Origin of the sequence: Halomonas sp. MES3-P3E (assembly GCF_002836035.1) — a bacterium.
In the GTDB taxonomy this organism is placed as follows: Bacteria; Pseudomonadota; Gammaproteobacteria; order Pseudomonadales; family Halomonadaceae; genus Vreelandella; species Vreelandella arctica.
On sequence record NZ_PJBT01000187.1, the window covers coordinates 1 to 14,242 of the forward strand.

The 14,242-nt window shown below is 51.0% G+C and carries 12 protein-coding genes; 5 read left to right on the forward strand and 7 right to left on the reverse strand.

Going from position 1 to position 14,242, the window contains the following annotated elements; all coding sequences use genetic code 11:
• Positions 1 to 364: 364 nt before the first annotated feature.
• The 4 genes from CXF87_RS16760 to CXF87_RS16775 all read left to right on the forward strand — a co-directional run bounded on the left by CXF87_RS16760 (position 365) and on the right by CXF87_RS16775 (position 6,804).
• Positions 365 to 1,636 (forward strand): methyl-accepting chemotaxis protein, encoded by a 1,272-nt coding sequence (locus CXF87_RS16760; RefSeq protein ID WP_101147442.1) that lies wholly within the window; start codon positions 365 to 367, stop codon positions 1,634 to 1,636.
• A 128-nt stretch (positions 1,637 to 1,764) separates the two neighbouring features.
• On the forward strand, positions 1,765 to 5,235 hold the full coding sequence (locus tag CXF87_RS16765; RefSeq protein ID WP_101147443.1) for a class I SAM-dependent DNA methyltransferase: 3,471 nt from the start codon (positions 1,765 to 1,767) through the stop codon (positions 5,233 to 5,235).
• A 1-nt stretch (position 5,236) separates the two neighbouring features.
• Complete coding sequence (locus CXF87_RS16770) at positions 5,237 to 5,983, forward strand: HipA family kinase (RefSeq protein WP_101147444.1); 747 nt, start codon at positions 5,237 to 5,239, stop codon at positions 5,981 to 5,983.
• Positions 5,980 to 6,804 (forward strand): DUF3037 domain-containing protein, encoded by an 825-nt coding sequence (locus CXF87_RS16775; protein WP_101147445.1) that lies wholly within the window; start codon positions 5,980 to 5,982, stop codon positions 6,802 to 6,804. The genes CXF87_RS16770 and CXF87_RS16775 overlap by 4 nt, the downstream gene beginning before the upstream one ends.
• A gap of 197 nt (positions 6,805 to 7,001) precedes the next feature.
• Here CXF87_RS16775 and CXF87_RS16780 read toward each other — a convergent pair whose 3' ends face one another.
• Together CXF87_RS16780 and CXF87_RS16785 are read right to left on the reverse strand one after the other, a co-directional pair.
• Positions 7,002 to 8,240 carry a Zn-dependent hydrolase gene (locus CXF87_RS16780; RefSeq protein WP_101147446.1) on the reverse strand — a complete coding sequence of 413 codons (1,239 nt, stop codon included), beginning with the start codon at positions 8,238 to 8,240 and terminating at the stop codon, positions 7,002 to 7,004.
• Positions 8,240 to 9,430: a hypothetical protein gene (locus tag CXF87_RS16785; protein WP_101147447.1), complete on the reverse strand. Its 1,191-nt coding sequence runs from the start codon at positions 9,428 to 9,430 to the stop codon at positions 8,240 to 8,242. Before CXF87_RS16785 ends, CXF87_RS16780 begins: the two co-directional genes overlap by 1 nt.
• A gap of 145 nt (positions 9,431 to 9,575) precedes the next feature.
• Between CXF87_RS16785 and CXF87_RS16790 the strand changes: the two genes are divergently transcribed.
• Positions 9,576 to 10,064 carry a MarR family winged helix-turn-helix transcriptional regulator gene (locus CXF87_RS16790; protein ID WP_101147448.1) on the forward strand — a complete coding sequence of 163 codons (489 nt, stop codon included), beginning with the start codon at positions 9,576 to 9,578 and terminating at the stop codon, positions 10,062 to 10,064.
• Positions 10,065 to 10,303: 239 nt separating this feature from the next.
• On the opposite strand, the gene CXF87_RS16800 is transcribed toward CXF87_RS16790, so the two are convergent.
• The 5 genes from CXF87_RS16800 to CXF87_RS16820 form a co-directional block, all read right to left on the reverse strand.
• Positions 10,304 to 10,915, reverse strand: a complete 612-nt coding sequence (locus CXF87_RS16800) for a LysE family translocator (protein WP_035559052.1) — start codon at positions 10,913 to 10,915, stop codon at positions 10,304 to 10,306.
• A gap of 176 nt (positions 10,916 to 11,091) precedes the next feature.
• Complete coding sequence (locus CXF87_RS16805) at positions 11,092 to 11,559, reverse strand: S-ribosylhomocysteine lyase (RefSeq protein WP_101147450.1); 468 nt, start codon at positions 11,557 to 11,559, stop codon at positions 11,092 to 11,094.
• A gap of 44 nt (positions 11,560 to 11,603) precedes the next feature.
• Positions 11,604 to 11,951: a putative quinol monooxygenase gene (locus CXF87_RS16810; RefSeq protein ID WP_008956294.1), complete on the reverse strand. Its 348-nt coding sequence runs from the start codon at positions 11,949 to 11,951 to the stop codon at positions 11,604 to 11,606.
• A 61-nt stretch (positions 11,952 to 12,012) separates the two neighbouring features.
• Positions 12,013 to 12,690 carry a haloacid dehalogenase type II gene (locus CXF87_RS16815; RefSeq protein WP_101147451.1) on the reverse strand — a complete coding sequence of 226 codons (678 nt, stop codon included), beginning with the start codon at positions 12,688 to 12,690 and terminating at the stop codon, positions 12,013 to 12,015.
• Positions 12,691 to 12,806: 116 nt separating this feature from the next.
• Positions 12,807 to 14,240 (reverse strand): aspartate aminotransferase family protein, encoded by a 1,434-nt coding sequence (locus tag CXF87_RS16820; RefSeq protein ID WP_101147452.1) that lies wholly within the window; start codon positions 14,238 to 14,240, stop codon positions 12,807 to 12,809.
• Between the last annotated feature and the right edge of the window lie 2 nt (positions 14,241 to 14,242).

A 14,242-nucleotide genomic window follows, 5' to 3' on the forward strand; every position in this document is an offset into this window, starting at 1 on the left:
TTGAAAGGGTAGCAATCGTGATTAAGAGGAACATGAGGGCCTAGGGTGATGGATTATTTCGCGTTTATAGGGGTAAGGCGGCCGAATGTCAATATCAGCTATCACCAAAGCAGTAGAAACCATCAGTTGGCCTCTTACACCGCCCCCATCGCGTGCGCCTTTCATAGTTAACTTTTGTTCACATTTGAATGGTTACAAACCTAGTGTAAAGAGAACTATATTATTAAAAATGAGTTAAGATTCATCAATAAGGATGCAGTTAATAAAAATTAATCTCGCTTGATGATAAAGCCTCTTTTCACTTAGGTGCCTCCCCTTGTGCCTGTGCTCCCAGTATTATTTAACTAAATACAGAGAAGGCAAAATGTACAATACCTTTTTTAACGCATCACTCTATAAAGCATTACTAAATCATACGGCCTGTATTTTCTTTACGCCACAAGGGGTAATCAAGCACGCTAGCCAATCGTTTTTAGAGGTAATGGGTGCTCGGTTACAGGAAATTAAAGGGCAACATCACCGTATATTCTGCGATGCCGCCGAAACACAACGCCCAGAGTATCAAAAATTTTGGCTGTCGCTTGCCGCTGGTAAAAGCCACCATGGGCGCTTTCGCCGTTTTAAAGAAGATGGAGAAGAGGTGTGGCTTGAAGCAACCTACCTGCCAATATGCACACGTATGGGTAAAGTAACTCAAATTCTTAAAGTAGCGAACGAAGTTACTAAAAGCCACCAAGCAGCTAAACACCAAGATTCGCTGTTGCATGCCCTGCACCGCTCCACGGCCGTGATTGAGTTTACGCCAGAAGGCGACATCCTGGATGTAAACCCAAACTTTGAAAAAGTAATGGGTTATCGCAAAGAGGCACTGATCGGCAAACATCACTCTATGTTTTGCCGACCTGATTTTTATCGCCAGCAACCCAACTTTTGGCAGAATCTTGCCAGCGGTGAATTCAAAAAAGGCCGCTTTGAACGGGTTGATGCACAGGGCAAAACCGTATGGCTTGAAGCGACGTATAACCCTGTTGAGGATGAAGACGGTAACGTCATAGCCGTTGTTAAATTCGCCAGTAATATTACGCCTTTGGTTGAAAAAGCCACCGCCACGACAGGTACGATAAGCTCAGCACAAAGCAGTACGTCGCAAATTGAGCAAACCGCTAAAGAAAGCCTGGGTCATTTAGATGAGATGGTGAAAGGCGCCGCACAGGCCGCGCAAACGCTAGTCCAAGCGCAAGCACTGATTGATGAATTGCATAAGCAGTCACAAGGTATTCAAAAAATCACCGAATCCATCGCAAAAATTGCCAACCAAACCAACCTCCTCTCGCTGAACGCTGCCGTAGAAGCCGCCCGTGCGGGCGAACAAGGCCGTGGCTTTGCCGTGGTGGCAAACGAGGTACGCCAACTCGCCAAAGGCGCCACCGAGGCGGTAGCGCAAATCACCCAGGTACTTAAAGACAACAGCAGCTTGGTAGAACGTACGACTCAATCCATGCAGCAAGTGATTCAGCAGGGCAAAGCCAGCCAGTCCAGCGTTAGTGAGATTGATACCATTGTGAATAAGATTCTTCACGACGCCCGCAATGTCGCCACCTCTATCGAACAACTCGCCGCCGATACGCATATTTAGCCAAACCGATTTCATGCACAAGGAAGTGCACCCTTTACACATCAACCTCCTTTTATCGCTTTTAAGCATGCTATTATCTAACCCAGCTTAACTAGTTTAGATAAACATGCCTGAAAGGATATTTACTGATGTTCGATTCGCCCGTTGCGGTTGCCACGCCTGCCGCTGTTGATAGCTTTATCGAGCGCTGGAAAGGCACCACCGGCACCGAAAAGGCCAACTATCAGCTCTTCCTTTCAGAACTGTGCACACTGCTTGAACTCCCCACGCCCGACCCCGCCAGCAAAGATAACAGCGAAAACGCCTACACCTTTGAGCGCCGGGTAGATATTCAAAACCCTGATGGCAGCGAAAATCGCGGCTTTATCGACCTCTACAAGCGCGGCGCGTTTGTACTGGAAGCCAAGCAAACCGGCAAAGGGCTAGAAACCAAAGGCTGGGATAAAGCCATGCAGGCGGCTTATAACCAAGCCGACCAATATGTACGCGCCCTGCCCGCTAAAGAAGGCCGCCCAGCGTTTATTTTAGTCACGGATGTTGGCCGCACGCTGGCACTCTACTCTGAGTTTTCGCGCTCCGGCGGCACCTATGTCCCCTTTCCAGATCCGCGTAATTACCGCATTAAGCTGGAAGACTTACGCCAGCCAGACATTCAGCAACGCCTTAAAGCGCTATGGGAAGCACCCGATACGCTAGACCCGAGCCAATACGCTGCCCGCGTCACTCGCGAGGTCAGCGGCAAGCTTGCTACCTTAGCGAAAACGCTAGAAGCCGATGGCTATGAAGTCGACCGCGTGGCGCATTTTTTGAAGCGCTGCCTGTTCACCATGTTCAGTGAAGACGTGGAGCTACTGCCCAAAGGCAGTTTCACCACGTTTTTAGAGCGCATGAAAGCAACCCCTGAACACTTTACTGACGCCATCGGCTCGCTGTGGGAAAGCATGAACAGCGGCGGTTTTAGCGGCGTGCTCACCGCCAAAATTATGCGTTTTAACGGCGGCTTGTTTAAAGGTATCGACCCGATTCCACTTAATGCAGAACAGATTCAGCTGCTTATTGATGCGGCCAAAGCCGACTGGCGGTTTGTAGAGCCCGCTATTTTCGGCACGCTGCTGGAGCGCGCCCTAGACCCCCGCGAACGCCACAAATTAGGAGCCCATTACACGCCCCGCGCCTATGTAGAGCGGCTGGTAATGCCTACCCTGATTGAACCACTACGCCGCGAATGGGCCACTGCGCAAGTGGTGGCGGAAGCCCACAACCAAAAAGGCAAAATCGACAAAGCGTTGGAAAGCCTGCGCGCTTTTCACCACAAGCTGTGCCAAATACGGGTGCTTGACCCCGCCTGCGGCAGCGCCAACTTCTTATATGTCGCCCTGGAACACATGAAGCGCCTTGAAGGCGAGGTATTAAACCTGATTGCCGACCTGAGCGGTGGGCAAGACAGCCTGGACGCCGAAGGGCTAACCGTCTCGCCCCAGCAGTTCCTCGGCATGGAAATTAACCCCCGCGCCGCCGCCATTGCCGAAATCGTGCTATGGATTGGTTATCTGCAGTGGCACTACCGTATTCACGGCAGCCTCGATCTGCCCGAACCGATTCTGAAAGACTTCCACAATATCGAAGAGCGTGATGCGCTAATTGAATACGACAGCAAAGAGCTGCTCTTGGACGAACATGGAGAGAAAGTCACCGTCTGGGACGGCATCAGCATGAAGAAAAGCCCCGCCACGGGCGAGCTGATCCCCGATGAAAGCGGCCGTACTGACGTTTACCGCTACCACAACCCCAGGCGCGCAGAGTGGCCAGAGGCGGATTATATTGTCGGCAACCCGCCGTTCATTGGCGCCTCTACCATGCGCCGCGCCCTGGGCGATGGCTATGTTGATGCTGTCCGCTCAGTGTATAAAGGCACCGTGCCGGAATCCGCCGATTTTGTGATGTACTGGTGGCATATTGCCGCTGAAGCGGTCCGCACTGGCAACGCCCAGCAATTTGGTTTTATTACCACCAACAGCCTGCGCCAAACCTTTAACCGCCGCGTATTAGAACCGCACTTAAGCGATGCCAAAAAGCAACTGTCGCTCACCTTTGCCATACCCGACCACCCCTGGGTAGATGGCAACGACGGTGCCGCCGTGCGCATCGCCATGACCGTGGGCCGCGCTGGCGAAGCACCAGGGCTTTTGCAGCAAGTCACCAATGAAAGCAGCGAAGAGAATCGTGAAGCCCATAGCGTGGCGCTTAGCCGCCGCGAAGGTAAGGTGTTTGCTGATTTAACGATTGGGGCGGATGTGGCGGGGGCAAAACTATTACACGCAAACAAACTTCTTAGCAATAGAGGGGTTGTTTTTATGGGTGATGGATTCATCATAAGCCGAGAAGATATCCCTGCTCTACACTTAGAAACAACCGAAATGGAGAAAATAATAAAACCGATAATGAACGGTAAAGATATAACATCTTCGCCAAGGAATTTGTTTGCTATCGACTTTTTTGGATTAGAAAAACATTTTGCAAAGGAAAATTATCCTCATGCATATCAGTGGCTACTTGAAAAAGTCAAGCCTAAAAGAGACCAAGACTCCAGAAAATCAAGAAGGGAGAAGTGGTGGCTATTTGCTGAGAACCAACCGAGGTTTCGCAGTTCAACAAAACTATTAAATAGCTTCATAGTCACGGTGATGACATCCAAGCATAGACTTTTCACAACACTAAGATCTCCAACTCTACCCGACCAAGGTTTAATAGCTTTTGCTACGGATAAAACATGGATTTTAGCTTGCCTCAGTTCTCGGACACATGCTCTCTGGGCTTTACATTCAGGCGGTAGACTTGGGGTTGGCAACGATCCCCGCTATAACAACACCCGCTGCTTCGAGACCTTTCCCTTTCCTGATCTTACCGACGAGCAGGCGTCGAAGATCGGCCAACTGGCCGAGCAGATCGACGCCCACCGCAAACGCCAACAGGCCGAGTACCCAACGCTGACGCTCACCGGCATGTACAACGTGATGGAAAAATTGCGCGCCGGGGAAGAACTCAACGCCAAAGAGCAAACCATCAATCAGCAAGGCTTAGTCAGCACCCTGCTCGCCGACCACGATGCTTTAGACAAAGCAGTTTTTAACGTCTACGGCTGGGATGACTTGGCAAAAGAGCTAGTCGGCCTACCCGGCGCCACCACGCCGCTGCCGGACAAACCCGCTGCCCAGGCAGAGGCTGAAGAGGAGCTGTTAATGCGCTTAGTAGCGCTTAACAAGCAGCGCGTCGCCGAAGAAGCCCAAGGAAAAGTACGTTGGCTACGCCCGGAGTACCAAGCGCCGGAAGAAGCAGCGCCCACCCAAACCGAGCTAAAAAGCGCTACGACGGCAAGCGAAACACTCACCGCTGAAAAAACCAAAGCAGCATGGCCCAAAGACTTGGCCAGCCAAGTCACTCAACTACGAGATATGCTCGCCGCCAGCCCACACAGCGCCGAAAGCCTGGCAGCCCAGTTCAAACGCAAACCGGTAAAAGGCGTAAACGAGGTACTCTCCGCCCTAGCCGCCCTCGGCCAAGCCCAGCAAGAAGGCGAGCAATGGCGATTGGTGAGGTGATATGAAAAGACCTTACGTAGTAGAGGCTAAGGAAATTCTGCGCCAATCGACCCAAGGGCGCACAAAGCCATTTATCATACGTGATGCAAATAATGATCAATATGTTGTGAAAGGCGTCAATGGCGTTGGCCAACAGTCACTGGTATCTGAACTCATTTGTTCTGAATTAGCACGACGCTGTGAATTGCCTGTTGCTGAGTACGCCTTAATGCGTTTTCCAACGGGCATGTTGGACTTTTCAACAGAACCACGTGCAGGGGATCTAGAGGGAGGAATGGCCTTTGCGTCTAAGGTAGCTCCCCACAGCCAAGACTTACTCTTCTCGTTAATAGGAGAGATCGACGAAGGTACCCAGCAGCGTCTCTTACTGTTTGATATTTGGGTTAATAATGAAGATCGATGTTTAAGCAGCCAGGGAGGCAATGTAAATCTACTATGGAGCGCTGTAAGTGGTTTGGTGGTCATAGATCATAATTTAGCTTTTGACCCCATAGACCACACAGGTAATTTTGAAAATCATGTATTTAGTCACCAACGTGAACGCTTTGCAGACCTCGAAATACGCGCACGCCACGAAGCGGTGCTTGACGCTGCACTGAATGATTGGGATATGATCACTGATTTAATACCTTTAGAGTGGCTCTACCGAGATATAGACGACGAGACCTCTGAGATACAGCCCACGTTAGCAGAGCGCTTTAATTTGTTAGTACGTTTACGCGATCCGTCCTTCTGGAGCTTGATATGAGCGCAATTATTTGTAATTACGCGGTACTGCGCTTTCAGCCCTATCTCGATACAGGTGAGTTCGCGAACCTGGGGATCATCATGCTCTGCAATAATGGCGAGTTTCTTCAGCGTGTCGAAACTGTTTCACGAAAACGCATCACTCATTTTTTCGATAAATTGCCAGCAAAGGTGTTTACTCAAGCACGCCAATATTTCGTGACTGAACTGAAGCGTACGGTTGATTTAGCCAACCGCCATAAAGGTCAATTGGATGTGCAATTGCGCATTTTCAATGAATTGGTAGAACCGCGCGAAGCTATGTTCCGCTTCAGCAATCCAGGCACACTCGCTGCAAAAGACCCAGTGGCTGCCCTTGACGAGCTATTCAATCGCTATGTTCATCATGATTTCAAACACATAGCTACACCAGAAGAACAGCTCACTAAAAACGTTACGCATTGGCTTAGATCACTGAATCGCAGATACACAGAGCAAACGCTGGGTAATGATATTGTTCGCGTAAAATTGCCATTTGTTTGGCAGGAAGGTGCGCGTATACGCCAGGCAATTAAACCCATCAGCTTCGATCTAGAAGACGCTAGCCGAATTATTGAAAAAGGAGATAAATGGCTGGCGCATTTACGCCGACTGAAAATGTCTGAAAATGCTCCTGATGACATGGTGTTTATCAGCCAAACACCTAACGTACACAAAGGCCCTAAACTACGCGCTTATCAAGAAATTTGCCGTGAGATAGAAAACCAATACACCGCGCGCGTACTTCCCGAGCAACTAGGGCAATACAATATTCTCAAGGCAGTCGCAGAGCCTGTTGTATAGAACGACAGGCATCTTAACGATATTGCTGCTTTTATGCTGCGTGAACTAAAGTTTCTCGGCTACGTGCTACGCAGCCGATACTTATGGACTCTAAAAAAATATACCCGTTTAGATAGCCAATATATTTTGCGATCTAGTACATGAGAGAGAAAGACTATGAAGGAGCCAAGCCAAGCCTAAGTTTCTGATCGTTTATTTCACTCAGAGAGAGCTTTTGCGGTTCGGAAAATCACCTCAATCCCCTTCGCAAGCTTATCGTAGTCAGTCCATTCCTCAGGTGCATGAGAGATACCATCGCGGCTCGGGACGAAGATCAATCCCGTCTGCGTTATTTTCGACAAGATCATAGCGTCATGCCCTGCGCCACTGGGCATCCAACGCCGCTTTATTCCACTGGCATCGGCATCTTTAGCGAACTGTTCCTGAATCTCTTTGGCCATTGGCGTGGACGGAATGGTTATCTTTTCGTTGATCTCGAACGTAAGACCGTCATCCAGAAGTTGCTTCAACTCTGTGCGAAGCTTGCCCTTGATCTCGGCAACGTTTTCCGCCTGCGGCGACCGGATATCAACGCTGAAAGAGACACTATTAGGAATGACGTTCGCACCACCCGGTTGAGCTACTATACGCCCGACAGTGCCAACAGCTGCCTTATCCACCTCTATAACGATATCAGGAATCCGAGCGATAACAGCTGCTGCCCCGACCATCGCATCTTTTCGGGCATTCATTGGAGTCGTTCCCGCATGGCCCGCCGCACCAATCACGGTCACCTCAATCTGTGACAGCGAGACAACCTCGGTGACAATGCCGATGTCTTCCTGGTTTTGTTCAAGAACCGGCCCCTGCTCAATGTGCAGCTCCAGAAAGGCGTGGAGAGAACCTGCTGACAGCGCCACTTCGTCAGACCTTGAAGGATCCAGCCCAAACTCTGACATTGCCTGTGCAACGGATATGCCGTTTTGATCTTTCAGTTCATACAGTTCCTGCTGTTTGACCTGGCCCGTCAGAAGACGAGAACCCAATAGCCCACTACCGAAACGACCACCCTCCTCCTCAATCATCGCAATAATCTCGACAGATCGTTCTGGTTTCAGGCCAAGTTCTTGAAAAACAAAAGCTGTTTCAAGCCCAGCGATTACCCCCGCGGGGCCATCAAAGTTACCGCCGTTCGGAACGGAGTCGAAGTGCGACCCCACTAACACGGGTGGAAGGGCCGGGTTTTTGCCTTCAATTCGCCCAAAAAGATTTCCGACGGCATCTTCCCTCGTCTGCAGTCCCGCCTCTTTCATTTTCCCCAGCAGATAATCTCGTACATCCCTGTGCTCTGCGCTGTAGGTAAGGCGAGTAGTTCCTTTACCAGGTGTCGATGTGAACCGTGCGATACACTCGATCATATCCTGAACTCGGAATTCGTTAATATGCTGCTGTGTCATTAGATCAATCCTGTAAAAATACCTGCTATAACAACGGATACCATAGTCACCGTGACAAATCCGGCGACCAGCATGGAAGGCATCATATGTGCGGAAAGGGCTGCGCGCTCTTTCTCATCGTCGGTAAGCGTGTTTACCACCTCGTTAGTAATAACGTAGTCCGCGGGGAACCCATAGAGCGCTGTCAGTGAACAGGCAAAAGCCATGGCCGGCGTCATTCCCAAAAGTTTGCCCGCCACGTAGGAAAAAATGTACATGCCAGCGATGCCGATAATGATCGCACCGAACATTGGGCCAGCGAGATCAAGCAGCATTTCAGGTGTTGCCCGGTTGAGACCACCAAAAATGAACAGCATCAAGACCATGATGACAAAGCCGAAAGAGTTCGCCGACTGCAGTGGCTGGCGTTCGAGAAAGCCAAAGGAGGATGCGAGTACACCACCAATCAAACAAAGTACAAAGGGGCTTATTTCGAAAAGAGGTTGAATTAGTTGAGCCACGCCCCACGCCAGAAAGGCAACAACTCCTAGCCGGAAAAGTTTGAAGTACACCGTGTTGTAGGCAGGTGGCATCTTCTGGAAGAGGCGCGGCAGAGGATTTTCGCCCAATGTCGAACCGGTTGCAGCATCGTCAGTGACTACCCATTGTCCAGCCCGATAAAGGTTGAGAACGCGACGTCCTTCTCGCTGAAGCATCAGCGACGTTAACGGATAGCCAATGAAGCCCTGCATCACATATATCAATATAGCAAGCACCGCGAGGCTCTCAAGTCCGGCCTCAGAAGCTGCTTGCGACATGATCAGTGACGACACAATGCCGCCTGTTAGTGGAGGAGTTGCTACAATTACTGTTTGGTAATCAAGAAAAAGCCGTCCCACAGTGAATAGAATTGCTGCTATACCAGCGATCCCGCAAAGTGCAATGACGACCGTTCGCCATTGCCGCTTCAATTCATCGATCGACAGCAAAGTGCCCATGTTGGTAATAAGCAGGTATATAGCGAGATAAACCACAGGTGTTGGAATGCCCGCGATCTCAACTATATTTGCGGGAAAAAAAGTCCAATAGCCAATTAGAAATAAAACGGCACATACAAAAACTGAAGGCAGCTTTGATTTGGTACGTAAAGCGGCCACATCGCCGATATAAAGAATGAACGCGAGTATTGCGAAGGCTGCGAGTTGTGACATGAGAACCCCTTTTTCCGGTTTGAACGCAGCCCGCTAAGTAGCTTTAAACTTGTAATATGCTGCGCGCTAAAACTCAATATAGATCCATATGGATTTATATTGCAACAGGATGGTGGTATGTATACCGTTGAAAGAGGTATCAAGGATGACTGACAAAAGGTTATCAATGCTTGAGGAGACCTTCTCCTCAGATCTGTGCTATCTAATGGCAATGAGCCACATCGTACTGGCTAATAACCAAGTAACTAGCCGTTTTATCGAAAAAAACTATGATATGCCAGTAAATGCGTGGTCAACGCTTTATGCAGTCAGCTATTTTCCAGGCATTCTCGCAAAAGACGTACAACTCCTCTTCCCGCGACCACAGAACTCGATCAGCAGGGCAATCAAACTGCTTGAGGATCGTTGCCTGATCAAACGTGAAGTAGATAATAATGACACGCGCGCTAAGCAACTTTTTCCTACCGCCGAAGGCGCCGCCTTGCTTTCGGAGATCGAAAATAAGGTGGTTCGGCGTCAAGAAGAGGTATTCGGCGCGCTGACAGACTTAGAACGAAAAACGTTTCTGAGCCTCTGCCGAAAGATCATCGATAGTGGCGCGCTAAATAGCTCATCAGCGCTCGATGTATTTTAGTGCTGCCGTTGATAGCAAGCATTTGAGAAGGTGACGGCATTTTTTCAATGGCCGCAAACATAAAGATATCCATATGTGTCATGTCCGAAGCAGAAGCTATCATCTTTAATGAACGATTATTGCTGTTGTCAGAAGATAACAAGGACAGTCAGCAGGAGGCTCGCGTCTATGGGCTAGGTATGTCAGTTAAGAGAGGCTGCATAAATGTTAATGACAGTCACCGATCAGGATGAACAACGCTAAGCCCTTAACGGCAACGCAGCCCCGATAGCAACAAAGATACCGCCGCAGGTGCGGTTGAATCCGCGGCCGACGCGTTTTAACCAGTGACGAATGCGGTTGGCCATATTGGCGAGCAAGCCTTCCACGATGCATTCGATAGCCACAAAGGTGCCTGCCAGCACGAAGAATTGCAGCATCAAACTGCCTTGGGGGTCGATAAACTGAGGTAGGAAGGCGCTAAAGAACAGTAGTACTTTGGGGTTGGTAATCGATGCCAATACGCCTTGGCGATACAGGTGCCACCCGCTCGCTCGGCTTGCATTAATATCAATGTCGCCCGTAATTGGCGGCGAACGCCACACTTGAATACCCAACCAAATAAGATAGGCCCCACCGACCCATTTCAGCACGGTCAGCCATACCACCGATGATTTAAGCAGTGCACCGATCCCAAACATGCATAGGGCAATAATCAGCATAAACCCTGTCGCACCGCCAACAATGGTAAATAGGGTTTTACGGCTGCCATGCATGGCGCCGTGGGTCAGCGCTAACAGGCCGTTTGGCCCTGGCGAAAGCGATAGACCAATGCAGGCGATCAGGTATAAAAGCCATGTGTCCAATAACATGTTAATGCCTCACCCGTGGAAAATGCGTACGTTGTGCCAGCATGTCACCGTTGTTTGGCGTTTTCCATCCGTTAATGCACCGACAATAAAAAAGCCTCCTGGGCGTATACCCAGGAGGCGTTCGGCTTCTTACTTTATTAATACGTTCGCGCGTCGTTCGTGCGGTTACATAACGCTTATGCGAACACTTCCGTCCACTCGTTGCGCTTGGCCAGCAGGTTGCGGGCCAGTTCCTGGGCACCTTCCAGGCTGTGGCTGGCGGCCCAGCCGCACTGCATTTCATTGCAGGCAGGTACTTCGGTAGCGACCAGCACATCGTTGAGCGTTTGTTCGATGATCGTCAGCACGCCGTCATAGTCGTCGTGATTGATCATCGCGATATAGAAGCCGGTTTGGCAGCCCATGGGGCTGATATCGACCACTTTATCAGTGTGATTGCGCGACAGTTCAGCCATCAAGTGCTCAAGGGAGTGCAGCGCTGGCATTTCCATGTGATCTTTATTGGGCTGGCAGATCCGCAGGTCGTACTTGTGGATACGGTCGCCGTTCTGGCCTTCTTTGATGTCGGCTAAACGTACGTATGGGGCTTTTACCTTGGTATGATCCAGGTTAAAGCTTTCGACGTTCATCTTTTTATCGGTCATGTTAGCTCCTTTTTACTTAAAACTTTTCGCTTAAACCATTTCGCTTACACCTTGGGCGCGTCAAAATTCCATGGCTCATCGGTGTAAACACACACGTTGGCATCTTCAATATCGCCATCTGGTGACTCAACGTGCTTGGCGAAGAAGTCTTGAATCTCTTTACGCTGGCAGTGCGCTTCAAACTCTTCACGACTGGCCCAAATTTCATGAAACACGATCGGATAACCGGTGCCCTGGGCAAAGGGGTTGTCAATCTGGCGCGTTACCGTGTAGTGAATGCAAGCATCTTCCCGGTGCGTATTCGGTTCTAGGGTCTGAAGTGCTTTAAATACGGCTTCTTCCTTGCCTGGTTTGGGTTTAAAGCCGGCAACACAGTAAATTTTTTCTGACATGCTCATATCCTAAGTCGTTAAGCGTGCGTCATTATGCGGCTTGTCTACGCAGGTTCACAACCTAGCGAATAATGCGTTCGGCCAATGCGCCTAAATCAGTGACCGTCATATCGGGCTCAATGCCCCAGGGGTCAAACGGCGCATCCGAATTACGCCGTATCCAGGCGCTGCGTAACCCGGCATGGGTAGCTCCAATCACATCAAAGGGATTGCTGGAAATTAGCCAGGTGTGTTCTGGGCGGGCTTCCAGGCGGCTGCGCAAATGGGAATACACGGCGGGGTCCGGTTTGAAGCGCTTGACTTCATCCGCGCTAATGACGTCATCCATATGGCTCTCAACGCCCGCACGCGTCAGTAGCGTCGAGACGGCATCGGCAGTGCCATTTGAGAACGCCACACAGCGGATGCCCGCATCGCGCAGTTGATCCAAGGCGGGCACGACATCGTCAAACGCAGGTAGCTCACCATACACCGCCATCAAGTGATCGTGATCGTTATCGGAAAGGCCGGTTTGTAGCGCCCGGTCGATAAAGACCAGCGCTTCGCGGGTACATTCAGAAAAGGGCACATAGGCGCCCATCAGGCCGTGGCGGAAGCTGTATTCAAGCTGCTTCTCCCGCCAGCGGCGGGCAAATTCGCCTGCTTTGGAAGCATCGGCCAAGCGTCGTTCCAGCTCAACGGTCACTCCCTGGGTATCAATCAGCGTGCCGTAAACATCGAAGGCTAATACCGGCTGCATCGTGGGCCTCTCCTTTACTATCAATTGGCTAACAACTGTATTCAGCATAGTCGTGGCCTACAAAAACAAAAGCGCCGCTGCACAGGCAGCGGCGCTCAAAAGGCTAATATAGGTGATTAAACCGTAAAGGCAGCCTCCTGCTGGCCGGTTTTAAGGTCGCCGGAGCGCACTAGCTCATCAGTCACGCGATCAATGGCGCGTTTGGCGCGGCCAATCATTTCGTCCACTTCACCCCGGTTAATGGTCAGCGGCGGTGCAAAGCCGAGAATGTCGCCTTGGGGCATGGCGCGTGCAATCAGGTTCTCTTCCATCGCGGCTGCCGCAACACGCGGGCCGACTTTCAGCGCTGGGTCGAAGTGCAGGCGCTGCTTGGCGTCTGGCGAGAACTCCAGCGCTGCCATCAGGCCTACACCGCGCACGTCGCCCAATAGCGGATGACCTTCAAAGTTAGCTTTTAGCTGCTGCTGGAAGTAAGCACCGGTTTCAGCGGCGTTGCCCACCAGATTTTCACGCTCGATGATATCCAGGTTAGCAAGGCCAGCCGCACAACCCAGTGCGTGACCGGAGTAAGTCCAGCCGTGGCCGATGGGGCCGTATTCGCCGGTGCCTTGCTCAAGCACTTGCCACACTTTCTCACCGACAATCACGCCGGAAAGCGGTTGGTAGGCGCTGGTTAAGCCTTTGGCGATGGTGACCAGGTCAGGCTTCATGTTGTAGTGATGGCTGCCGAAATCAGAACCGGTACGGCCAAAGCCACACACCACTTCATCGGCAATCAGCAGCACGTCATACTTCGCCAGCACGGCTTGGATGGCATCCCAGTAGCCTTCCGGCGGCGGTACGATACCGCCCGTACCCAGCACGGGCTCGCCGATAAAGGCGGCGACGGTATCCGGGCCTTCTTCCAAAATCATCGCTTCGAGTTTCTCGGCGCAATAGGCAGAGAACTCAAGCTCGGTCATGCCGTGCTGCTCAGCGGCACGCAGGTAATAGTGCGGCGCTTCGGTATGGCGAATGGTGTCAATCGGCAGATCGAAGTGATCGTGGAACGCTTTCAGACCGGTCAGCGAGCCAGAGGCGATACCGGAACCGTGGTAACCACGCATACGCGAGATGACCTTTTTCTTCTGCGGGCGACCCAGTACGTTGTTGTAGTAGCGCACGATCTTGAGCTGGGTTTCGTTGGCGTCTGAACCGGACATGCCGTAGTAGACCTTGGACATGTTCATGCCCGCGATCTTCAGAATGCGTTCGGAAAGCTCGATCTGCGGCTCGTTAGAGTGGCCTACGTAGGTATGGTAGTAGGAGAGCTCTAGCGCTTGCTTGTAGATTGCCTCAGCGACTTCGGTGCGGCCATAGCCGATGTTGACGCAGTAAAGCCCGGCAAAGCCGTCGATAAATTCACGACCATCCTTATCCACGATGTTGATGCCTTTACCGCCGGTAATCACGCGGCCCGGCAGGTCGCCGTGGGCGAAATCGCGCAGGTGGGTAGAGGCGTGGAAAGTGACTTTACGATCGCGTTCGATCAAATCCTGATGCAAGCTCATAG

Coding starts and splice junctions, on each gene's coding strand:
- CXF87_RS16800 (WP_035559052.1), bottom strand. CDS start 10,915: ATGTTATTGGACACATGGCTTTTATACCTGATCGCCTGCATTGGTCTA.
- CXF87_RS16760 (WP_101147442.1), top strand. CDS start 365: ATGTACAATACCTTTTTTAACGCATCACTCTATAAAGCATTACTAAAT.
- CXF87_RS16815 (WP_101147451.1), bottom strand. CDS start 12,690: ATGCAGCCGGTATTAGCCTTCGATGTTTACGGCACGCTGATTGATACC.
- CXF87_RS16775 (WP_101147445.1), top strand. CDS start 5,980: ATGAGCGCAATTATTTGTAATTACGCGGTACTGCGCTTTCAGCCCTAT.
- CXF87_RS16805 (WP_101147450.1), bottom strand. CDS start 11,559: ATGACCGATAAAAAGATGAACGTCGAAAGCTTTAACCTGGATCATACC.
- CXF87_RS16765 (WP_101147443.1), top strand. CDS start 1,765: ATGTTCGATTCGCCCGTTGCGGTTGCCACGCCTGCCGCTGTTGATAGC.
- CXF87_RS16780 (WP_101147446.1), bottom strand. CDS start 8,240: ATGACACAGCAGCATATTAACGAATTCCGAGTTCAGGATATGATCGAG.
- CXF87_RS16810 (WP_008956294.1), bottom strand. CDS start 11,951: ATGTCAGAAAAAATTTACTGTGTTGCCGGCTTTAAACCCAAACCAGGC.
- CXF87_RS16785 (WP_101147447.1), bottom strand. CDS start 9,430: ATGTCACAACTCGCAGCCTTCGCAATACTCGCGTTCATTCTTTATATC.
- CXF87_RS16790 (WP_101147448.1), top strand. CDS start 9,576: ATGACTGACAAAAGGTTATCAATGCTTGAGGAGACCTTCTCCTCAGAT.
- CXF87_RS16820 (WP_101147452.1), bottom strand. CDS start 14,240: ATGAGCTTGCATCAGGATTTGATCGAACGCGATCGTAAAGTCACTTTC.
- CXF87_RS16770 (WP_101147444.1), top strand. CDS start 5,237: ATGAAAAGACCTTACGTAGTAGAGGCTAAGGAAATTCTGCGCCAATCG.